At 71.6% G+C, this 20,238-nt stretch carries 25 protein-coding genes; 13 read left to right on the top strand and 12 right to left on the bottom strand.

All coding sequences use genetic code 11. The annotated features are described in order from the left end of the window. Window positions 1-44: 44 nt before the first annotated feature. Complete coding sequence (locus NYF13_RS26615; RefSeq protein ID WP_315660486.1) at window positions 45-620, bottom strand: TetR/AcrR family transcriptional regulator; 576 nt, start codon at window positions 618-620, stop codon at window positions 45-47. A gap of 72 nt (window positions 621-692) precedes the next feature. On the opposite strand from NYF13_RS26615, the gene NYF13_RS26620 reads away from it, so the two are divergent. Further along, complete coding sequence (locus tag NYF13_RS26620; protein ID WP_315660487.1) at window positions 693-1,457, top strand: SDR family oxidoreductase; 765 nt, start codon at window positions 693-695, stop codon at window positions 1,455-1,457. 62 nt (window positions 1,458-1,519) lie between these two features. On the opposite strand, the gene NYF13_RS26625 is transcribed toward NYF13_RS26620, so the two are convergent. Continuing rightward, window positions 1,520-2,290, bottom strand: coding sequence for a hypothetical protein (locus NYF13_RS26625; protein WP_315660488.1), 771 nt, complete (start codon window positions 2,288-2,290; stop codon window positions 1,520-1,522). A 153-nt stretch (window positions 2,291-2,443) separates the two neighbouring features. Between NYF13_RS26625 and NYF13_RS26630 the strand changes: the two genes are divergently transcribed. Further along, window positions 2,444-3,319 (top strand): TIGR03619 family F420-dependent LLM class oxidoreductase, encoded by an 876-nt coding sequence (locus NYF13_RS26630; protein WP_315660489.1) that lies wholly within the window; start codon window positions 2,444-2,446, stop codon window positions 3,317-3,319. Between the two features lie 320 nt (window positions 3,320-3,639). Here the strand turns inward: NYF13_RS26630 and NYF13_RS26635 are convergent, their stop codons facing one another. From NYF13_RS26635 to NYF13_RS26645, 3 genes are all read right to left on the bottom strand, one after another. Further along, window positions 3,640-4,314: a peroxiredoxin-like family protein gene (locus NYF13_RS26635; protein WP_315660490.1), complete on the bottom strand. Its 675-nt coding sequence runs from the start codon at window positions 4,312-4,314 to the stop codon at window positions 3,640-3,642. Between the two features lie 106 nt (window positions 4,315-4,420). Further along, a complete protein-coding gene (locus NYF13_RS26640) occupies window positions 4,421-5,059 on the bottom strand; it encodes a TetR family transcriptional regulator C-terminal domain-containing protein (protein WP_315660491.1) in 639 nt (212 codons plus the stop codon). A 44-nt stretch (window positions 5,060-5,103) separates the two neighbouring features. Next, a complete protein-coding gene (locus tag NYF13_RS26645) occupies window positions 5,104-5,556 on the bottom strand; it encodes a nitroreductase/quinone reductase family protein (protein ID WP_315660492.1) in 453 nt (150 codons plus the stop codon). 123 nt (window positions 5,557-5,679) lie between these two features. Between NYF13_RS26645 and NYF13_RS26650 the strand changes: the two genes are divergently transcribed. The 4 genes from NYF13_RS26650 to NYF13_RS26665 all read left to right on the top strand — a co-directional run bounded on the left by NYF13_RS26650 (window position 5,680) and on the right by NYF13_RS26665 (window position 8,477). Further along, on the top strand, window positions 5,680-6,291 hold the full coding sequence (locus NYF13_RS26650; protein ID WP_315660493.1) for a TetR/AcrR family transcriptional regulator: 612 nt from the start codon (window positions 5,680-5,682) through the stop codon (window positions 6,289-6,291). Between the two features lie 45 nt (window positions 6,292-6,336). After that, window positions 6,337-6,513 (top strand): hypothetical protein, encoded by a 177-nt coding sequence (locus NYF13_RS26655; protein WP_315660494.1) that lies wholly within the window; start codon window positions 6,337-6,339, stop codon window positions 6,511-6,513. Between the two features lie 172 nt (window positions 6,514-6,685). After that, entirely contained in the window at window positions 6,686-7,798 is a 1,113-nt protein-coding gene (locus NYF13_RS26660) for a glutamate--cysteine ligase (protein ID WP_315660495.1), read from the top strand. Window positions 7,799-7,808: 10 nt separating this feature from the next. Beyond that, window positions 7,809-8,477 carry an HAD family hydrolase gene (locus NYF13_RS26665; RefSeq protein ID WP_315660496.1) on the top strand — a complete coding sequence of 223 codons (669 nt, stop codon included), beginning with the start codon at window positions 7,809-7,811 and terminating at the stop codon, window positions 8,475-8,477. A 7-nt stretch (window positions 8,478-8,484) separates the two neighbouring features. Here NYF13_RS26665 and NYF13_RS26670 read toward each other — a convergent pair whose 3' ends face one another. Beyond that, a complete protein-coding gene (locus NYF13_RS26670; RefSeq protein ID WP_315660497.1) occupies window positions 8,485-8,937 on the bottom strand; it encodes a hypothetical protein in 453 nt (150 codons plus the stop codon). A gap of 259 nt (window positions 8,938-9,196) precedes the next feature. Between NYF13_RS26670 and NYF13_RS26675 the strand changes: the two genes are divergently transcribed. Both NYF13_RS26675 and NYF13_RS26680 read left to right on the top strand, forming a co-directional pair. Then, window positions 9,197-10,606: an MFS transporter gene (locus tag NYF13_RS26675; protein ID WP_315660498.1), complete on the top strand. Its 1,410-nt coding sequence runs from the start codon at window positions 9,197-9,199 to the stop codon at window positions 10,604-10,606. Between the two features lie 207 nt (window positions 10,607-10,813). After that, window positions 10,814-11,716, top strand: a complete 903-nt coding sequence (locus tag NYF13_RS26680; RefSeq protein WP_315660499.1) for a universal stress protein — start codon at window positions 10,814-10,816, stop codon at window positions 11,714-11,716. A gap of 151 nt (window positions 11,717-11,867) precedes the next feature. Here the strand turns inward: NYF13_RS26680 and NYF13_RS26685 are convergent, their stop codons facing one another. Then, complete coding sequence (locus NYF13_RS26685; protein WP_315660500.1) at window positions 11,868-12,344, bottom strand: MarR family transcriptional regulator; 477 nt, start codon at window positions 12,342-12,344, stop codon at window positions 11,868-11,870. 80 nt (window positions 12,345-12,424) lie between these two features. On the opposite strand from NYF13_RS26685, the gene NYF13_RS26690 reads away from it, so the two are divergent. Together NYF13_RS26690 and NYF13_RS26695 are read left to right on the top strand one after the other, a co-directional pair. Beyond that, on the top strand, window positions 12,425-12,811 hold the full coding sequence (locus tag NYF13_RS26690; RefSeq protein ID WP_315660501.1) for a hypothetical protein: 387 nt from the start codon (window positions 12,425-12,427) through the stop codon (window positions 12,809-12,811). 142 nt (window positions 12,812-12,953) lie between these two features. Beyond that, window positions 12,954-14,414: a sulfatase gene (locus NYF13_RS26695; protein WP_315660502.1), complete on the top strand. Its 1,461-nt coding sequence runs from the start codon at window positions 12,954-12,956 to the stop codon at window positions 14,412-14,414. 48 nt (window positions 14,415-14,462) lie between these two features. On the opposite strand, the gene NYF13_RS26700 is transcribed toward NYF13_RS26695, so the two are convergent. The 5 genes from NYF13_RS26700 to NYF13_RS26720 form a co-directional block, all read right to left on the bottom strand. Continuing rightward, window positions 14,463-15,215 carry a GAF and ANTAR domain-containing protein gene (locus tag NYF13_RS26700; RefSeq protein ID WP_315660503.1) on the bottom strand — a complete coding sequence of 251 codons (753 nt, stop codon included), beginning with the start codon at window positions 15,213-15,215 and terminating at the stop codon, window positions 14,463-14,465. Window positions 15,216-15,492: 277 nt separating this feature from the next. Then, a complete protein-coding gene (locus NYF13_RS26705; RefSeq protein WP_315660504.1) occupies window positions 15,493-15,648 on the bottom strand; it encodes a hypothetical protein in 156 nt (51 codons plus the stop codon). Window positions 15,649-15,900: 252 nt separating this feature from the next. Next, a complete protein-coding gene (locus NYF13_RS26710; protein ID WP_315660505.1) occupies window positions 15,901-16,350 on the bottom strand; it encodes an MSMEG_6728 family protein in 450 nt (149 codons plus the stop codon). A 117-nt stretch (window positions 16,351-16,467) separates the two neighbouring features. Further along, window positions 16,468-16,668 (bottom strand): hypothetical protein, encoded by a 201-nt coding sequence (locus NYF13_RS26715; protein WP_315660506.1) that lies wholly within the window; start codon window positions 16,666-16,668, stop codon window positions 16,468-16,470. 367 nt (window positions 16,669-17,035) lie between these two features. Next, window positions 17,036-18,208, bottom strand: coding sequence for an AI-2E family transporter (locus NYF13_RS26720; protein WP_315660507.1), 1,173 nt, complete (start codon window positions 18,206-18,208; stop codon window positions 17,036-17,038). A 354-nt stretch (window positions 18,209-18,562) separates the two neighbouring features. Between NYF13_RS26720 and NYF13_RS26725 the strand changes: the two genes are divergently transcribed. The 3 genes from NYF13_RS26725 (at window position 18,563) to NYF13_RS26735 (ending at window position 20,129) form a co-directional block, all read left to right on the top strand. Beyond that, window positions 18,563-18,991, top strand: a complete 429-nt coding sequence (locus NYF13_RS26725) for an ATP-binding protein (protein ID WP_315660508.1) — start codon at window positions 18,563-18,565, stop codon at window positions 18,989-18,991. A 69-nt stretch (window positions 18,992-19,060) separates the two neighbouring features. Then, on the top strand, window positions 19,061-19,483 hold the full coding sequence (locus NYF13_RS26730) for an ATP-binding protein (RefSeq protein WP_315660509.1): 423 nt from the start codon (window positions 19,061-19,063) through the stop codon (window positions 19,481-19,483). A gap of 214 nt (window positions 19,484-19,697) precedes the next feature. Then, window positions 19,698-20,129, top strand: a complete 432-nt coding sequence (locus tag NYF13_RS26735) for an STAS domain-containing protein (protein WP_315660510.1) — start codon at window positions 19,698-19,700, stop codon at window positions 20,127-20,129. The last annotated feature ends 109 nt before the right edge of the window (window positions 20,130-20,238 follow it).

The raw sequence follows: 20,238 nt of genomic DNA on the forward strand, positions 1-20,238 counted from the left end.
TGTCGCTCGGCACCGAGGTGCGCCACCGGCCGCCGCGGGCCGGTTCAGCCGGTGGTGAGGCCGTCCATCAGCAGGTCGAGCCGTTCCGCCAGCGCTGCGGCCAGGTCGAACGGCGGCGGCCCCCCGGTCAGCCAGCGGCGCAGGGTGTCGCCGTAGATCGCGGTCACCACCTCGGCCACGGTGCGCGGCGGGAGATCCGCCCGAAGCTCGCCGCGCTCCTGGCCCTGGCTGATCGCTTCGACGGTCGCTTCCGGCACCGGGTGCTGGTGGGCGGCCACCTCGTCCTGGCGCAGGCTCACGTGCAGCATCCGGGTGAGGGTGCGCTCGCGCTCGTTCATGGCCGCCAGCGCGGTGAAGTAGCGGTGCAGCCGGATGCGCGCGGGCTCGTCCGAATCGCTGACGGCGAGCAGCCGGTCGCGGCGGTCCTGGCCCCATTCCCGCAGGAAGTCGCGCTTGTGCGGGTAGTGGTTGAGCACGGTCTGCCGGGCGACGTCCGCCTCCGCGGCGATGTCGTCGATGGTCGTGCCCTCGTAGCCGCGCTCACCGAACAGCTTCAGCGCGGCCGTCAACAGCCGCGCCCGCATCCGGGCCCGGTTCGCCTCCCGCCGTCCTTCCGCCATGGAGTCAGCGTACCCACTTTTAGTCTTTAGGCTAAACTTAGGCTGAAGACCATTAATTTGGAGGAGCACGCCATGCAGGTGGACATTCGCGACCAGGTCATCGTCATCACCGGTGCGGCCCAGGGCCTGGGCCGCACGCTCGCGCTCGGTCTGGCCGCCGAGGGCGCGCGGATCGCGGTGGTGGCCCGCAGCGAGGCCAAGGCCGCGAGCACGGTCGACGAGATCGTCGACCGGGTGCCCGGCGCGCCGAAGCCGCTCGGCGTGGTCGCCGACGTCTCGGACGAGGACCAGGTCCGCGCGGCCGCCGAGACCGTCGACGCGCACTGGGGCCGGGTCGACGCCCTGATCAGCAACGCCGGCTGGATGCCGCCGAGCGGGACCATGCGGGTGCTGGACTTCGAGCTGAGCGACCTGCGCCGCATCATCGACAGCAACCTGGTCGGCTGTTTCCTGGTGACCAAGCACTTCGCGCCGGTGATGATCCGGGGCGGCGGGGGCCGGATCATCTACATCGGCAGCATGATCGGCACCCGGTCCGGCCCCGGCGGCGGCCCGTACGGTGCCACCAAGGCGGGGGTGCACCTGCTGAGCAACGTCGTGCACCAGGAACTGGCCGACCAGGGCATCCGCACGGTCGCACTGGCCCCGGGCCTCACCGACACCCCGGGCATGCGCGTGGCCGCGAGCGAGGAGCACATCGCCCGCGTCAGCGCCCGCTACCCGGGCGGGCGCGTCGGGCAGGCCGACGACATCGTGCCGTTCGCCGCTTTCCTGTGCAGTGCGGGCGCCGCCCACCTTTCCGGGACGCTGCTGGGCATCCGGCCGATCACCGGATGAGTCCGGAATGGACGGTGGCCCCCGCGGCGAAGGAGCTGCGGGGGCCACCGGGTCATCGGGGATCAGAAGTCGAAGTCGCCGCCGCCGTCGAAACCGCCGCCGTCGAAACCGCCGAAGTCGTTGCCGCCGTCGAAGCCGCCGTCGCCGCCGTCGAACCCGCCGCCGGCGTCGAGCGCGTCCTGCTGGCCCGCGTCGAAACCCGACTCCCAAGCCGAGGCGCTGGCGATGCCGCCCATTCCGGAGAACATCGCGCTGAACAGGAACATCGAGCCCAGGCCCCAGGCACCGGCCACCAGCGCGGGCTTCCACCACGGTTCGCTGTACCAGCCCTGCGGCACCGGACGGCCGGCCACGCGGCCGCCGGGGTAGTAGTACGGGGTGTTCTGGCCGGGATCCGGTGAGGCTTCGTAGTGCTCGCCTTCGACCTCCACCGCACGGTGCTCGGTGACCTTGCCCGCGCGCTCGCGTTCGCGTTCCTCCGGCAGCTCGGGACCGGGGTCCAGGCCCATGGCCAGCCGGGCCGCGCGGACGTAGTACAGGCCTTCGACGGCGGTCTCCTTGACCAGCCGGGCCTGCTCGACGGTCTTCGCCTGCTCCATCTGTGATCCGGCCGCGTTGTACCTCTCGCTGGCATCGGCCATCGCCTGCTGCGAAGCGGTGTCGGTGCCACTGAGGTTGAGCACCTGGCCGCCGAGGCGCTCGACCAGGCGGCGCGCGTCGGCCTTGGCGTCGTCCAGCTCGCTCTGCCGCGCGGCGGCCCGCGACCGCGAGAAGTACAGCCCGCCGCCGACCACGACGGCGACGAGCACGATCAGCAGGATCGCGGTGCTCATGGGTCACTCCACGGGTTGAGCGGACGCCGGTGGCCGGGCGGCCACCTGATCAACCGGACAACGCGGACAAGGCCCCGGAGGTTCCCAGTCGGTGACGCGGAGCACTCCGCTCGGGCGATGGCCGGGCAAAGTAGAACAGGTTACGGTCCGGGAATGAAGTTCTCCTTGTCGATCGCGATGAACCCCCTCGATCAGCTCGGCGAACTCGCCCGCGTCGCCGAGGAAGCCGGTTTCTCCTCGATCGTCCTGCCGGACTCGCTGTTCTACTCGGAGCAGGTGTCCGCGGACTACCCGTACACCCCGGACGGCAGCCGGTTCTGGACCGCGGACACGCCCTGGGTCGACCCGCTGGTCGCGACCGCCTCGATGGGCGCGGTGACCGAGCGGATCGGGTTCTACACCTCCGTGCTCAAGCTCGGCTCGCGCAACCCGGTGCTGCTGGCCCGGCAGGTGAACTCGGTCGCGGCGCTGACCGGCGGCCGGTTCGGTCTCGGGCTCGGCGTCGGCTGGTCGCCGGAGGAGTTCGAGTGGTGCGGGGCGCCGTACGAGAAGCGCGGCCGGCGCGTGGACGAGGCGATCGACGTGATGCGGCTGATCCTCGACGGCGGCATGGTCGAGTACCACGGCGAGTACTTCGACTTCGGCAAGCTCCGGATGAGCCCGGCCCCGCCGAAGCGGGTGCCGTTCTACATCGGCGGCCACACCGAAGTCGCCCTGCGCCGCGCCGCGCGGGTCGCCGACGGCTGGTCCTCGGCGATGATGACGTTCGAGGAACTGCGCACCACCGTCGCGCGGCTCAAGGAACTGCTGGCCGAACGCGGCCGGGAGCACGACCCGTTCGAGTACCAGGCCGTGTGCGTCGACCGGTTCGGCCTCGAGGGCTACCACGAGCAGGCCGAGGCGGGAGTCACGGACATCATCACGATGCCGTGGGTGTTCGACGGCATCGGCTTCGACGCCGAGGTGGGCCCGAAGCTCGACTCGATCCGGAAGTTCGGCGCCGAGGTCATCGCGAAGTTCGGCCGGTGAGGTGGGCGTCGAGGTGAGCTGGATGCCGAACCGGCCGGCCCGGTTCGCGCCGGACGCGCCGGTGGCGGACCCGGTCGGCCCCTCGATGCTCGACCCGGCCGGACAGGGCCACCGGGGGCTCGGGGGGCCGGGTGGTCGAACGAGCGATGACCACAGTGGACGGTGCCGGGTCGTTGCGATACCCGTTGCGGGCGAACACCTTGGCCTCGACCGGCGACGGTCGCGCAGCAATGCCGTTGGCCGTGCGGCCGGCCCGATCTCCGGCTGCGGTCACCGGCCGGCACCGCGTCCCCCTTCGCTCCTGAGGAGCACTCCGCGGCTCAGCCGATCGTGCGGGTGAACGCGGCGAGCACGTCGCCGGCCTCGGTGCGGGCCGTGTAGTCGGGGGTGACGTCGATCCACTGGATGGTGCCGTCCGCGTCGACCACGAGCAGCGTCGGCATGGGCAGGGTGGCGGTGCCGTCGGCGTTGCCCGCCGCGACGTCGACCCCGAGCCGGGCCTGCGCCGCGCGGACCGCGTCGGTCGGCGCGGTCAGGATGCCGAGCCGGGCCGCGATCGCGTTGCCGGGGTCCGACAGGACCGGGAAGGTGAGGTCGTTCTTCTCCCGCATGGACAGCGAACCGTCCGGAGCCTGCGGGCTGATCGCGATCAGCACCGCGCCGCGGCGGGTCAGCTCGCCCACCAGGCTCGACTGGTAGACGCGCAGGGCGATGTTGCAGTACGGGCACCAGGCGCCGCGGTAGAAGGCGATCACCGCGGGACGGCCGTCGCGGACCGCGGCCAGGGAAGTGGCCGAGCCGTGGGCGTCGAGCAGCTCACCGTCGGGCAGCTTCGTACCGGCGGTGACGACCCCGCCGGGGACGCCCGCCTGGTCGAGCGCGGACTGCTCGGCCGCGAAGGTGGCCAGCACCTCGGCCGGCAGCCGGCTGGAGATGCCCTGGGCCAGGGCGGCGGTCTCGGTGGCGATGGTCGGGGTGGGGGAGTCGGTGGTCATGCTGTCGCTTTCGTCGCGGAGGGCCGCCGGCCGAGCGGCGGACGGGGTACCCGGTCCACCCTGCCCGGACAAAAATGGAATGTCGAATCCAGAAAATTGAACGGTCTCAGCCCTCCGTGCGGACCGCTACGGTGAAGCTCTCCACGTAGTCGAGCACGCCGTCCAGCGCGATCTCCAGCGGTTTGGTGTCCCGTTCGAGCTGGGTCATCAGCAGGGCGCCCTGCAGGGTGGAGAGCACGGTCATCGCGAGGTTGCCGGCGTCCGCGCCGGGCCGGAGCTCTCCACGGGCCTGCATGTTCCCCAGGCCGGTGCGGATCCCGCGCTCCCAGCGCCGGAACGCTCGCGCGAGGTCCGAGCGCGCCCCGGCGTCGATCTCGGCCAGCTCGCTGCCGAGAGCGCCGATCGGGCAGCCGCCGCGGCACTGCCGCTGCCGCTGGTGCTCGACCAGGAAATCCCGCCAGGCCCGCAGGCCCGCCATGGAGTCGATCCGGGTGAACATCGGCTCCTGACCGCCGACCACAGCGTCGGACTGGAAGTCGACGACGGCGAGGATCAGTGCCCGTTTGTCGGCGAAGTAGTGGTACACCTGCGAAGTGCTGACTCCCGCGGCCAGGCGGACGTCCTCGATGGTCGTGCCGGCCACGCCGTTCCCGGCCATCAGCTCGGCTGCCGCCTCGATGATCCGCAGGCGGGTCCGCCGGCCTTTGCCGGTCAGTTTCGGGTTCGTCGGGTTTCGGTCGGCCACGCCCTGATGCTAGCGCGTTGTGGAATGTCCGATCCAGACTGAGGTCAAGGTTCGAGCAGGACCATCGGAATCTCTCGATTGCCGTTCTCGAGGGCCTGGCGGCGATACTCGGCGAAGAAGGGGTACAGCTGCTCGGTGTATTCGGCCCAGCTCTCCCGTTCCGCGCCCTCGGCCACCCGTGCGGTCATCAGCCGGCGCTCGGGGCCGTCCTGCAGCTGAACCGTGGGGTGGGCCACCAGGTTGTGGAACCAGCTCGGATGGCGGTCCTGCCCGCCGGCCGACGCGCCGACCGCGTAGACGCCGTCGCGCTCGATCCGCATCAGGGCCACCTTCCGCAGCTTGCCGGAGCGGGCGCCGCGCACGGTCAGGACGACGACGGGGTGGCCTGCCATGGTCGCGCCCTCGCGTCCGTCGGTGCGCTCGTAGAGCTCGACCTGGTCACGGGTCATGGCGTTCGCGCTCGGCTCGTATTCGCCGTCCAGCCGGTCTGCGGTCATGGCGATGGGCTCCTTCGGTGAGACTTATGATGATGATTAACATCATAGACTGCCCGCCGGGCTCGTGGACACCCAATTTGATGATGGGTAACATCGGAGCTGACGCCCAGGGAGGTGGCCGAAGTGCCCCGGATCACGCGAGAGCAGAAGCGGCTCAACCGCGAGAAGATCGTCGGCGCGGCCGGTGCGGGCTTCCGGCTGCGGGGTATCGACGGCATCGGCATCGAAGAGCTGATGAAATCGGCCGGGATGACCCACGGCGGGTTCTACAACCACTTCGCCTCCAAGGACGAGCTCGCGCTGGAGGTCCTGCACCAGGGCTTCACCGATTCGCTCGGCGCACTGGAGGCCATCCGCGAGGCCCACCCGCGCTCCGCCCGCGCGGCCCTGCACGACCTGGTCGACGGTTACGTGACCGCCGAACACCGCGACCACCCGGAGGCGGGCTGCGCTTCGGCCGCCTTGGCCGCCGACGCCGGCCGACACGGCCACGCCGCCCAGGCCGAGTACGAGCGAGGTCTGAACGGCTACTTCAAGTCCATCGCGGAGATGCTGCTGGAGCGGGCCGCTCAGACCGGCACCGAGCTTTCACCGGCCGAAGCGCGCGAACGGGCCGTGGGGCTGTTCTGCCAAATGGTCGGCTCGCTGGTGGTCTCGCGCGCGATCGCCGATGCGGCCCCGGCCCTGTCGGACGAGGTGCTGGCGACCAACCGGAAGCAGCTCAAGAAGGGGTGACCGGACCGCGAGGACAGCTTGCTCTTCGACCGGAGTGGTGATCAAGTGGCAGAACGGAAGAAGTTCGCCTGGTGGTCGGTGGTGATCACCGGTCTCCTGGCCGTGGCCGCCCTGGGTATCGCGTTGGCCGTCCCGGGGGCGGGGTTCATGCAGTACGTGGCCGTGGGACTGTTCGTGGGGGCGGTGGCGACGATTTCGGAAAGCTGGTTCAAGAAGAGCTAGGGTTCGCGGACCTGTGTTCTCCGGCCAGATCCTCGGTCGACTGGCTGCCCCCGTACGCCCGCCGAGTTCGTCGGAAGGAAATCCGCACCGGGGCGGAAACCGGGTTTTCCCCGCTCCCACCTGGGGTATCCCCGCTTCGTTCTGGTCGAGCGAGGATGGGGGAAGCACTCCGGTGAGGGTCGAGAACGGCAGCCACGGCGCACTGACTTTGGGTGTGGAGGAAGAGTTCCTGCTGGTGGACGCGGCGGGGCGGCTTTCGCGGCAGGGGCCGGACGTGGCCACGCGCACCGATGCGCCGGACGGGGAGCTCCAGCAGGAGCTGGTCCGGTGCCAGGTCGAATCGGCCACGGGCATCTGCTCGTCCATCGACGAGGTCGTCGAGCAGCTCGGCGGTCTCCGGCGCCGGCTGGCCCGCACGGCGGCCGACCGGCAGTTGCGGCTGCTGCCGATCGGCTGCCCGGTGCTCGCCGAGGAGCGTTCACCCGAGATCACGCCGAACCCGCGGTACGAGCGGGCCGCCGCGGAGTTCGGGGCCACCGCGCGGGTGGCGGCCACCTGCGGGTGCCACGTGCACGTGGCGATCCCGGACAAGGAGACCGGGGTCCGGCTGATCGACCACCTCCGGCCGTGGCTGCCCCTGCTGCTCACGGTCACCGCGAACTCCGTGTTCGCCGACGGCGCCGACAGCGGTTACGCGAGCTGGCGCTACCCGCTGTGGTCCCGGTGGCCCTCGGCCGGCCCGCCGCCCGCGTTCGGCTCGCTGGACCAGTACGAGTCCACAGTGGAGACCATGCTCCGCTCGGGCGCGATCATCGACCGCGGCATGGTTTACTGGGACATCCGGCTCTCGGACGACCAGCCCACGCTGGAATTCCGGATCGGTGACGTCGCGGCCCACGTCGACGAGGCGGCCCTGCTCGCCGCGGTGATCCGCGGTCTCGTCCGCACCGCGCTCGAGGAGATCGGCGACGGGCGCCCCGCTCCGGCGCTGTCCTCGGAGGCGTTGCGCGCCAACCTGTGGCGGGCTTCCCGGGACGGGTTCACCGGGCAGGTCCTGCATCCGAAGACCGGTTACCTCGCCCCCGTCGCGGTCCAGTGGGCGGAGACCGTGGAGCTGATCCGCCCGGCCCTCAAGGAATACGGCGACGACGAGTTCGTCGAGCAGGGTTTCGCCCGGCTCCGGGAGAACGGCGGAGGCGCCCGGCGCCAACGGGCCGCGTTCGACCGCCGCGAGAACCTGCACGACGTGATCGACCTGCTGGCCGTCGAACCCGGCCGGGACTGAGGAGGACGGGATGAGCAAGTCCGCGGTGCTGTTCGACATCGACGGGACGCTGGTGGACTCGAACTACCTGCACGTGCAGGCGTGGGTGCGGGCGTTCGCCGAGTCCGGGCTGGCGGTCGACTCCTGGCGGGTCCACCGCGGGATCGGCATGGACTCCGCGCAACTGGTGTCCGAGCTGGTCGGGGACCGGATGGCCGAGAAGGTGGGCGAGCGGGCCGAGGCGCGGCACAGCGAGCTGTACCTGGAGTCGGCGTCCTCGCTGCGGCCGTTCGACCAGGCCCGGTCCCTGCTGCAGGCGGTCAGTGCGCGGGGGATCGAGGTGCTGCTGGTCACCTCGGCCGGCCCGGACGAGCTGGACCGGCTCAAGCAGGTGCTGGACCTGGGGGACGAGGTCGCCGGCATCGTCTCGGGCGACGACGCCGACACGGCGAAGCCGGAGCCGGACATGGTCGAGGTGGCGCTGGACCGCGCGGGCGTCGAGGCCGGTCGCGCCGTGTTCGTCGGCGACTCGATCTGGGACGTGGTGGCGGCGAAACGGGTCTCCGTGCCGACGATCGGACTGCTGTCCGGCGGCACGAGCGAAGCGGAGCTCACCGAGGCCGGCGCCGTGAAGGTCTACGCGGACGCGGCCACCCTGCTGGACGGCCTGGACGGCAGCCCGATCGGCCGGATGGGCTGAGCCCCGCTCACCCCGGTGTGGAGCGGGCGCGACGCCACGCCTCCCGCACGATGCCGAGCACGGCCGGCGACTCGGCGCCGACGTGCAACTGCAAGGGCGCGATCATCACTCCGCCGGATCGGTGACCGGCGAAGGCTTTCTCCTTGGCGTTGCCGAATTCGACGAACTCGGCGCCCTTGAGTTCGTGCACGTCCGGAGCGACCAGGTCGCGGAGCCACTCTCCTCGGCGGAGCGTGAACCACCGCAGATAACGGCTTTCCACGACGATGCGTTCGCTGGTGACGAGGTAGCGGCCGTGCGTGAGCAGGTTCTTGTCCACCGACAGCAGCGCCGGCAGCACCAAGGGTAGCCAGGCGAAATCGAGCCAGGAGGACCAGCCCACGAGGAAACCGGAGCTCACGTACGCGACGAACAAGGTGATCAGGGCCGCGAGGAGGAATTGCGCCCGTTTTGTTCGCATCGGGGTCGACGAACCCCGCCACAGGACTTCCTCTCCGTCCTGAAGGGGTGCGTCTCTCCGTCTTCGCTGCTCCGCTGTCATGGGGATGAGGTACCCACCACGCCGCCGATTTTCCCGGGTTGACCAGGGAAATTCTGCTTCGCGGGCGCCGCGCGAGCGGGGCCCAGCCGGTGATGGAAGTCGGCTGACTCGCCGAGGTGAAGTCCAGCCGGGGAAAGAGTGCGGCCGTCCCGTCGGCCCGGGGCTAGCATTCGGGACCATGCGGTCCGAAACCGGTGCAGCCGTCACCGTCGCGTCGGCGGCGACGTTCCTCGTCTTGGTCGCCTTCACCACCCCGCTCGCCACGTTGCCGGTCACGGCATCGGCGCTTGGTTCCGGGCCGGGGGGACAGGCGTGGATCCTCAGCTCGATGAGCATCGGGCTCGCGGTCGCGCTGTTGTCCGGCGGGGCGATCGCCGACGACCTCGGGCGGCGCCGCGCGCTGGTGCTGGGCAGCCTGGTGCTGGCCGCCTCCTCCGTGGTCTGCGCCGTGGCCCCGACGACGGCGGTGCTCACCGCCGGGCGGATCGGCTCCGGGGTGGGCGGGGCGGCGCTGATCGCCGCCGGGCTCGGGCTCATCGGCCACGTGGTCCCCGCCGGCGGCCCGGAGGCGAGGCGGGCGAGCGGGATCTGGGGCGCGTCGCTCGGGGCCGGGATCGCGGCCGGGCCGCTGCTCGCGACCGGCGCGCAGAAGCTGGCGGGCTGGGCTTCGGTGTACTGGCTGGAAGCCGGGCTCGCGGTGGTCCTCGCGGTGGCAGCGCGGCTCCTGCTCCAGGAATCCCGCGCCGAGCAGCCCCGCCGGATCGACGGGCCCGGGGTGGTGCTGCTGGCCACCGGGGTCGCGGTGCTGCTGACCGGGCTGGTCGAGGCGCGCGGCGGACCGGGCCGGCCGCTGGTGGTCGGGCTGGTGCTCGGCGGCCTGGCGCTGCTCGGGGTCTGGCTGCTGGTGGAGCACCGCCTGGCCTCGCCGATGCTCGACCCGGCACTCTTGCGGTCCCCGCGGTTCCTCGCCGCGACGCTGGGCGCGTTCGCGACCGGGGCCGGGATCATCGCCACCTCGTCGTTCCTGCTCACGGTGATGTCACGCGGTCTGGGCGCCTCTGAGGTGGTCGCGGCGGTGGTGCTGCTGGCCTGGTCGGCGACCGGCGTGGTCACCTCGTTGCTGGCGCGCCTGATCCCGGTGTCGGTCAGCGCCCGGGCCCAGCTGGGCGGCGGCCTGGTCGTGGTCGCCGCCGGGCAGTTGCTGTTGCTCGGCGCCACGCCGGACTCCTCGCCCTGGCGTTACGTTCCGGGGCTGCTGGTCGCCGGGGTCACCAGCGGAGTGGTCAACTCGGCGCTGGGCCGCGAGGCGGTCGCGAGCGTGCCGGCCGGGCGCGCGGCCATGGGCAGCGGGGCGAACAACACCGCCCGGTACGTCGGATCCGCGATCGGCACGACCGTCGTCGCGATCATCGCCACCCGGCCCGGACTGCCCGCGGGACCGGCGGGCCTGCTCCGCGGGTTCGACTCCGCGGTGCTGGTGGCGACCGCGTTCAGCGTGCTCGGCGCGATCGGGGTGTTCGCCTGCCGCCCACGCACGGCCACCCGCCGCGCCCGCGCCGCCCGTCCGGAGCCGGACGCCCGCCCGTGACTCCGCTCGCTCTGCCCGTCCCGCGCCGATACGGAGGATCCGGGCGATCCACGGAGTGGTCGGGGGAACCCGTGCGCTCGCCCCGGCCGCAGCGGACCTGGTCGTGGCCTGGCCCAGGTTCCCTGAGCGGGTGACTTCGGGCGGTGTTTTCCCGTCCGGCCGGTACTTTCGCGGTGAAGACCGTGCACCGAGGGAAAGCAGGGCGGGATGAGCGGGTCGGGTTCAGCAGTGGTGGCCGGTGTCGACGGTTCCGGGGCGGCGCTCACGGCGGTCCGCTGGGCGGCGCTCGTCGCGCGCGAACGGCGTCGGCGCCTTCGCTTGATCCACGCCCTACCCGAGCTGCCCACGCTCTACCCGGGGACGGACACAACGTTCGAGCAGGTCCAGGAAGCGATTGGCGAGCGGGGCGAGCGCGTGCTCGCCGAAGCGCGCGACGCGGCTTCGGATGCCGCGCCCGGTGTCGAGGTGGAGTCGGAGGTCCGGGCCGAAGGGGCCGCCGAAGCCCTGCTCGCCGAGGCGGACGGCGCGACGATGCTCGTACTCGGCACCCCGGGCCGCAGCGAGCTCGGACGCGTGCTGCTCGGTTCGGTTTCGGTCGCGCTGGCCGCGCACGCCCCGTGCCCGGTGGCCGTGGTTCGCCCGCACGTCGGGGACGACGAAGCGCCGAAGGAGGGGCCGGTCGTGGTGGGGGTCGACGGCACCCCGCTGAGCGAAGCCGCGATCGCGACCGCGTTCGAGGAGGCGTCCTGGCGCCGGGCCCGGCTGATCGCGGTGCACAGCCGGGCCGAGGGGTTCCTGTCCGAGCTGTTCCAGGAGCGCGGCTGGAAGACCGGCCGCGAAGCCGGCGAGCAGCAGGAGCACGAGCTGCTCGCCGAGCGCCTGGCCGGCTGGCCGGAGAAGTTCCCGGACGTGGCCGTCGAGCGCGTGGTCGAAAGCGGCCGCCCGGCCGAACGGCTGCTCGACCTCGCCGACCGGGCGCAACTGCTGGTCGTCGGGAGCCGCGGGCTCGGCGGACTCGGTGGGCTCGCTCTGGGATCGACGAGTCAGTCCCTGATCTCGTACGCCCTCTGCCCGGTGGTGGTCGTCCGCGGGACCCGGGCGCAGGACTAGCGCCTCCGCCGGGCCGGGGGAGGTCGCGGACGGCGACCCGGCGGGCTCGTCCTCGACGCGGAGTGCGGTGATCGGGCGGGCCGGTTCTCGGCGCCCGAGGACGTGCGTGGCGATCGGGGCGAGGATCGCGGCGCCCGGGTGAACCCCTCGGTCAGGTGGGAAGGCCGAGGGTTTCGACGATGCGCGCGGCCGCGGTGCAGACGGCGAGGAAGTCGTCGCCGAGTGGTTCGACGGCCAGCCGGCGGATGGTGGCGACGTGGTCGGGGGCCGCGGCTTCGACGTGGGCGCGGCCGGTTTCGGTGAGGCTGACGAGGGTGAAGCGCCGGCCCCGACCGGTCTGCACTCTTCGCTCGACCCAGCCGCGGTCCTCCAGCCTGGTCACGGCGTGGGAAATGCGGGGGAGCGAACCATTCGCCATCTCGGCGACTTCGCTCATCCGCAGCGTCTCGCCGGGGATCGCGGCGAGGCGGGACAGGATCATGTAGCCGAGCAGGGTGAGGTCGGAGTCGCGCAGGAGCTGGCTCTCCAGCGCTCCGGGCAGGACGAGCAGGACTTTCACCAGGTTGATCCAGGCCCGGCCCTCTTCGGGTTCGGGCCAGCCTGCCGGTTCGCCGGTCGTGAGCACCACGGCGCCAGCCTGCCCCGCTTGACTTCAACACGCAACCCACTTAATTTGGGTTGCACACGCAACCTACTTGAGGAGCAGCGATGACCGCAGCCACCGTCACCGTTCCCACCATCGCGGCCCGCCTCGGCCTGGCCGCCGTCGCTTCGATGGCGGTGAACGCGGTCATCGCGCTGGTCGCGGGCGCGCTGGACACCGGGGGGATCGGGGTGGGGCTCTCGCCGCTGGAGTACCTGCCGTTCACCGTGCTGGGCGTCCTGCTCGGGACCGCCGGTTACCTGCTGGTCAGCCGGTACGCGCCGAAAGCGCTCCGCGTGGTCGTGCCCGCGGTGCTGGTGCTGACCTGGATCCCGGACCTCCTGCAGCTCAACGCCGGCGCGACCGGCGCCAACGTCGCCGGGCTCATGCTGATGCACGCCGTGGTCGCGGTCTCGGTGGTCACCGCCCTGCGCGGGTGGGCGCACCGGTGAAGATGAGTGGTGCCCGCGCACTGCCGGACCCCGACTGCGGTCCTTTGTGGACGCCGAGCCACCGGTGCGGGCCGGGCGCATCTTTACCGAACCCGAACAGAACGCTGACCGGCTCCGATGCTCGCGCTCCTAGCGTGGGGGCATGTCGCAACGCGCCCGCCTGCTCCTGACCGCGGCACTGGTCGTGGCCCTGGCCTCGACCGCCGCCTGCACCGCCGGCAGCTCCGCCGCGCCCGGGTCCGCCGGCCCGCCGGGAGGCAAGCCGAACCTCGTCCTCGTGCTCACCGACGACCTGTCCACGAACCTGCTCCCGTACCTGCCGCACGTGCAGGACCTGGCCAAGACCGGCACTTCGTTCGCCAACTACACCGTGACCGACTCCCTGTGCTGCCCGTCGCGCTCGTCGCTGTTCACGGGCATGATGCCGCACGACACCGGCGTGTTCACCAACGGCGGCCAGGACGGTGGCTACGGCGTCTTCCACGGCCGCGGCGACGACAAGTCGACCTACGCGACGTCGTTGCAACAGGCCGGGTACCGCACCGCGATGATGGGCAAGTACCTCAACGGCTACCAGCCCAAGACCGACGGGGTCCCGCCGGGGTGGAACGAGTGGGACGTCGCCGGCAACGGCTACGGCGAATTCAACTACGACCTGAACGAAAACGGCACGGTCAAGCACTACGGCAAGAAGCCCGAGGACTACCTGGTCGACGTGATGGCCGGGAAGGCCGCCCAGTTCGTCTCCGGCTCGGCGGCCGCGCACACGCCGTTCGCCATCGAACTCGCCACCTTCGCCCCGCACGGCCCGTACACCCCGGCGCCCCGTGACGCCGACGCGTTCCCCGGCCTCACCGCCCCGCGCGGACCGGCGTTCGACACGCTGCCGTCCGCGGCCCCTTCGTGGCTCGCGTCCCGTACACCGTTGACGGACGCGGAAAAGCAGAGCATCGACAAGGACTTCCGCAAGCGGGCCCAGGCGGTGCAGTCGGTCGACAAGATGATCGGCACCGTCGAGGACGCGCTGGACAAAGCCGGCGTGCGGGGCAACACCGATCTGGTGTTCACCTCGGACAACGGCTACCACATGGGAGAGTACCGGCTCACCCCCGGCAAGCAGACCGCGTTCGACACCGATGTGCACGTGCCGCTGGTGGTCAGCGGACCCGGCGTCAAGAGCGGCGCGACGGTGAGCCAGCCGGCGGAGAACGTCGATCTGCGACCGACCTTCGAGGCCCTGGCCGGTGCCGCCACCCCGGCCGAGGTCGACGGCGAAAGCCTGGTGCCGCTGTTGAACGGGACTTCGCCCCCGGCGTGGCGCACGGTCGGGCTGGTCGAGCACCACGGGCCCGACTTCGACCAGGCCGACCCGGACAAGCCGACGAAGCACAGCGGCAACCCGAGCACCTACGAAGCGATCCGTAGCACCACTTACACCTACGTCGAGTACAAGGACGGGACGAAGGAGTACTACGACCGCAGCACGGATCCTCAGGAGCTGCACAACACGGCGGCCCAGCTACCCGCGGACAAGGCGCAGCAACTGCACGACACGTTGCAGGCCATGATCTCCTGTCACGGAGCAACCGCCTGCCGGCACTGAGAGCCGGTCGTCGCTCGAGGCAACCGGTGGCCGGGAAGGGCCCGCGCTTCAGACTTGGCCGGGCACGCTGGAGGCGGAGGCGGTGGCGACGAATTCCTGCGCGGCGTCGCGGAGCTTGACGTTCTGCTCCTGGGAAGCCTTGACCAGCAGCGCGAACGCGTCGTCGGCCGGGATGCCGTGCAGGGCCATCAGGATGCCCTTGGCCTGGTCGATCACGGCGCGGGAGGTCAGGGCGGTGCGGAGCTGGACCATCGTCTCGTGGGCGGTCTGGTGCCGCCGGGTGCTGCGCAGCGCCGACTCGGCCGCGGTGGTGTAGAGCTCCAGCAGGGCCGCGTCGAGGGTGCCGAAGCTGTTGCCGCCGGTGTCGTAGAGGTTGAGCGAGCCGTGGTAGCCGTCGTCGACGAACAGCGGTGCGGACAGGTAGCCGAGCACGGCGGATTCGGTTGCGGCGGCGGCGAATTCGGGCCAGCGCCCGGCCGCTTCGGCCACCAGGCCGCGCTGGAGCTCGCCGGTCCGGGCCGCTTCCAGTCCGGGACCTCGCCCCGCGGAGTCCTGGGCCTGGTCGATGCGGTACGCGGCGTCATCGGTGGCGGTGGCGGTGTAGGGGTTGCCGTCGCGCAGCAGGGTGATGCCGGCGATTTCGGCGTCGGGCACGGCGTGCATGGCCTGGCGGCACACGCGCTGGAGGGCGACGGTCAGGTCCTCCTCCTGGTCGAAGGTGCCGGCCAGCCGGTCCAGTGCGGCGGTGACGTCGTCCACCCGCCGCGCGGCGTCCCGCTCGTCGAGCAGGTTCTCGTCCATGTGGGTGCTCCCTCGGGGTCGATGCGCTCCGCGGTGCGGACGACCTTACTGCCGGGCCGCCGGGGCGGCGGGGTCTCGCGCCGGGCGGCCTGCGTTCGCCCGGGGACACGACCGGCCGAGGAAAGTACCCCGGGTGCGGAGTCCGCACCCGGGGTACTGTGCGCCCGGTCGCCGAGCCGGTGCGGGTCGGTGCGACCGCCCGGCCCGGCGGTGTACCGGTCTGGCTAGGGGGCCTGCCTCACGCCGGCCCTCGAGCCCGGCCTCGCGGGGACGAGGCTCAGAACCAGTGCGCTCGCCCGCCGATCTTACGGCCGGTTCCGCCCAGCACCGCCAGGATGACGCCGGCGACAGCCAGGATGATGCCGATGGTGTAGAGCACGGGGATGCCGACGATGAAGCCGATGATGAGCAGAATGACACCGAGAATGATCATGCTTGAAAGGCTCTTTCTCTGACGGGGAGTCGCGGTACCCGGAGTGGCGCCGTCTTGCCCCGGGCCCGGAGTGCCCAATAGTCCGCACGGTCAAACAAGCTTTTTCACTCAATGGGGTAACTTTCTGGGCCGAGTCGCCTCGCTGTGTCACCAGCCGTGGTCTCCTAGCTGCCCTTTTGGCCCGTTCGAGCTGAAAACCGCGGTCGCGGAAATCGCGGTTTCCGGTTGGTGATCGGGACCACGATCGGCCGCTCAGCGGTCCGAGGCCGGCCACACGTAGGGCAGGTCGTCCGGAACGTCGGGGAACAACGGCCGGTAGTGCTCCGGGTCCTTGCGCACCAGTGCCGATCGGTGACTGCGGTGGACCGCGTCGTCGCCCAGCCACGGCGGGAGCTCGCCGGCGTCCGCCAGTTCGGCCTGCGTCCGGATCTCGCCGCCCGCGTACTGGTCGACGAGCTTCACCGCGCAGGTGTCGGCCGCGCCGGTGGCGCACCAGGCCTCGCACACGTCGAGTCCGTAGCGGGTGAGCGCTTCGGGATAGCCGGTCCACATCTTCGCCGCCGGGTGGTTCCGCCAGCCGTAGCCCGGGATCACGAGGGCGCGCAGGACCTGCAACGTTTCGACTCGTTGTTTGCCCAGCCGCCGCCGGTCGAGTACGCGCGCACTTCCGACGAAGTCCGGGGAAGGGAGAAAGGTCTGCACCTGGGCCCGAGTACCCCGAACCAGGCCCGGCAACCCCGGTCCGGCGTGATCACCCGCGGGCACGGGTTTTCCTGGCCCGGCGGGCAGATCGACGGCTGGGCACACCGCCGGCTGGGGTCAGTTGCGGGAGCCGTTCAGGCTGCCCGCGACCAGGGATGCGCACTGGCTCAGGGAGATGTGCCGCTCCCGCGCCAGCTCGCCCAGGGCGGCTCGAGCCCGTCCGGGGTGCACGCCCTGCCCGGCCAGCACGGCCAAGGCGCGGTCGATGTCACTGAGGCCACCGAGGTGACCGAGGACGGGCTTGCGGATCTGCACCATGACCCCCAGGAGTCGGCCGGGCGAACAGTTCCTGATAACCGGTCCGGCCCGGTGCCAAACCGTTCGGCCGGGACGAAACCGCGGACCCGGCCGCGTTCCGCTGAAAAGGTGCCGGACGTTGCGGCGAATGGCGGATGCGCCGCGAACGGGAATGGGGTGGGCAGACCGGATGCGGACACGCGCGTGGGCCCGGCGCTCTGTTGTACCGGGCCCACTGCGCGGGGCATGGGAATGTCACTCGCGCATGCAGTGGCTGCCCCGTTCGGGCGGAAGTAAAACTCCCGGTGGCCGGTGGATTTCCGAAATCTCCCAGCGCTGCTCCGGAGCGGGGGAGCCGATCGCGGCCCACCGGTGGACTCCGGGCCGGTCAGGCGGTGTCGAGGCGGGGATAGAGGACCTGTTCGAGGAGCAGCAGGATCGCGGCGGCGACCGGGATCGCGACGAGCGCACCGACGACGCCGAGCAGGGCTCCGCCGAGCAGCACGGCGACCACGGTGACCAAGGCCGGCACCTTGAGCGCGTTGCCGATGATCCGGGGCACCAGCAGGTAGTCCTCCACCACCCGGTAGACCAGGGCGAACCCCACCGTCGCGAAGAACACCGGCAGGGACACCGTGAGCGCCACGAGGGCGATAAGCGCGCCGCCGATCACCGAGCCGATCACGGGGACGAGGTCCAGGACCGCGACGGCGATGGCCAGCAGGGCCGCGTAGGGCACCCCGAAGCTCAGCAGCCAGACCAGCGTGAGCACCCCGGCGATGACGGAGACGGCCAGGTTCCCCAGGACGTAACCACCGACCTTGGCGAAGATGTCGTCGCCGATCAGGATCGCGCGGGGCCGGCGGGAATGCGGGATCAGCCGGTACATCGTGGCGCGGATGCGGGGCAGGTCGGCGACGAAGTAGATGGTCAGGACGACCAGGATCAGTCCGTCGGTCACGACGTTGAACACCGCCTTGCCCGCGCCCAGGACACCGCTGGTCAGACCGTCACCGGAAGTGACCGCCGACTCGATCGCCTGCTGCAGGTGGAAGCGTTCGTTGAGCCGGCCGAGGAAGGTGTTGTGGTCCTGGGCCTGGCGCAGGTACCCCGGGGCCTGGTTGACCAGCGCGGTGGCCTGTTCGACGATGACCGGGATGGCCGCGGCGAGGAACCCGCCGAGCGCGGCGAAGGCGACGACGAACACGGTGGTGACCGCGAGCCAGCGCGGGAAGCGGTGGTTGACCAGCCACGACACCGCCGGTTCCAGGCCGATGGCCAGGAACAGGGCCAGCCCGACCAGGACGAGGATCTGCTCGGCCCCGGCGAGGAGCTGGATCAGGCCGTAGGTCACGGCGACGCCGGCCGTGGCGGCCATGCCGATGAAGAACGGGGACCGCCGGTCGAGCCGTTTGCCGACGGTGCCCAGGGGCTGCTCGGGGGTGCTGATCTCGGCGGCTTCGGCTTCCGCCTCGGCGACCGAGCCCTCTTCGTCTTCGCTGTGCGGTTGCCCGACGAGGGGGTGGTGGCCCTCGGCGGCTGGATCGGACGACGATGTCATGGGTACCGCACTGTCTCGCACCGCTCGGTGCGCGTGGAGGAGGGCCGGCTCGATCTCGTGACAGACCTGCGTGCCAAGGGTCGGCTGTGGGCTCAACCTCGGGCAGGATAGCGAACCCAAGGCACAGGTTGGCCCGCGTTCGAGGTTCGGCGCGGGCGCAGCGTTTCACGGCAGCCCGGCGCGTGCCGTCGATGCGGATTTCGACCGGACCGGAGCCCGGCCCGCCGGCCGGTCGGCGTGACGGCCGCCACCTTGCGCTCGCCGCCGGTGAGGTGTGAGCGGCAGCCGGATCGGGCAATCGGATTCGGACAGCGATGTCACAGCGGAACCGGATGGGAACTGGGTGGGTTTTCGATGACGGCTGAGTACGCCGAGCGGACCTCGGGTGAGGTCGAGGTCCGGATGCTGGATGTGGCCGACGACCTGGCCGAGCTGAGCCGGGTGCGGGCGTGGGCCCGCGCGGCGCTGCAGGATGTTCCGGCGCGGGAGCTCGCCGACATGATCATGGTGCTGGACGAGCTGGTGTCCAACGCGCTGCGGCACGGGGTGCCGCCGCGTCAGGTGCGGCTGAAGCGGCGGCCGGGCTGGCTGCGGATCGAGGTCGACGACGCCTGCGTCGACGAGGCTTGCCCGCGTCCGCCCTCGGACACCGGCGGCCGGGGCCTGGCGCTGATCGAGTCCTGCGCGATGGTGTGGGGCCAGCAGCAGCAGCACGACACGGGCAAGACCGTGTGGGCCGAGCTGACCTCGGTCGACGATCCGCAGGGCGCCGTCACCGAATAACTCCGGCCGGATCGGGTAGCCGTGGTTTCACGAGTGACCGGTCCGGGATCCGGCGGAAGGCAGGCCATGATGACCAGCAGCAACTCGACCGAGTCCGCCCCGTCGCAGCCCGGCGTGACGGCGCGGTGTTCGCTGAGCCCGGCGGCGGGCCCGGACGGTCCGCGCCAGGTTCGGGCCTGGGTGCGCCGGACCGTGAGCCGCCTGCTGCCCGGGGTCGGCGCGAGCTGGGTCAGCGACGTGGTGATGGTGCTGGACGAACTGGTGTCCAACGCGCTGCGGCACGGCCGGGGCTGCCGGAACGTGCAAGTGACCCTCGGCGAGGACCACATCGTGCTGCAGGTCACCGACGCCAGCCCGGCCCCGGCCCGGCTCGTGGACACCGCGGTGCGCCGGGTCAGCGGTCTGCGGCTGATCGAGCAGGCGTGCACCCGGTGGGGTCAGGGCGCCGCCCGCGGAGGCAAGACCGTGTGGGCCGAGCTGCCGCGCGGGTGAACCGGGCCTGCCCGGAGTGACGGCTACGTCACAACGTGGGCGCGAGTCGGACCCGGGGTCGGGGAACTGTCGGTCCGGGCGGCTACCGTGGTGGCACGGCATCGTTGAGTCCACAGCTTGCCCGGTTTTACCCGCTGCTTCCCCGGTGCGGCCGCGTCCTGCGCGCCGGCCGCCGGTCAGCGGGTTTCCGTTCGCTGCGGCTGGAGTCCCTGAGATGATGTCCGAATTCACCCCTTACCCGCGCTCGCGGGACGCGTTCACCGTCGAGGTCGCCGATCGCGGCGACGTGGTGATCGTCGAGACGACCGGGGAGCTGGACCTGGCCGCCGATCCACTGCTGGGCGCGACCCTGGCCCAGGCCGAGGCGCTGGGCCGGCCCGTGGTGGCCGATCTGACCGCGGTGTCGTTCTGCGCGTCGTGCATCCTCGGGCAACTCGCCGCCGCGGCGACCCGGCTGAGCGCGGCCGGGCAGGAACTGGTGGTGGCCACCGAGGCGTACGTGGTCCGGCGCCCGCTGAGCCTGCTGGGCATGGACCGCTACTTCACGGTCGTGCCCGACGTGCCCGCCGCCCTCGCCCACCTCGGCCGGTCCGCCGCAGCCCCGGCCACACCGGAGCCGAGCCGGTTGGAACCCGACCCGAACTGAGCCGAACCGGTTGGGACCCGACCCGAGCCGAGGCCCCCGGCTGAGTCGAGCCGAGCCGCCTCGATCCGGGTCAGGCGACCGATCCCGGGCCCGCCCGACCTGCGCCGCC

The organism is Amycolatopsis sp. PS_44_ISF1, assembly GCF_032335455.1.
Taxonomy (GTDB): domain Bacteria; phylum Actinomycetota; class Actinomycetes; order Mycobacteriales; family Pseudonocardiaceae; genus Amycolatopsis.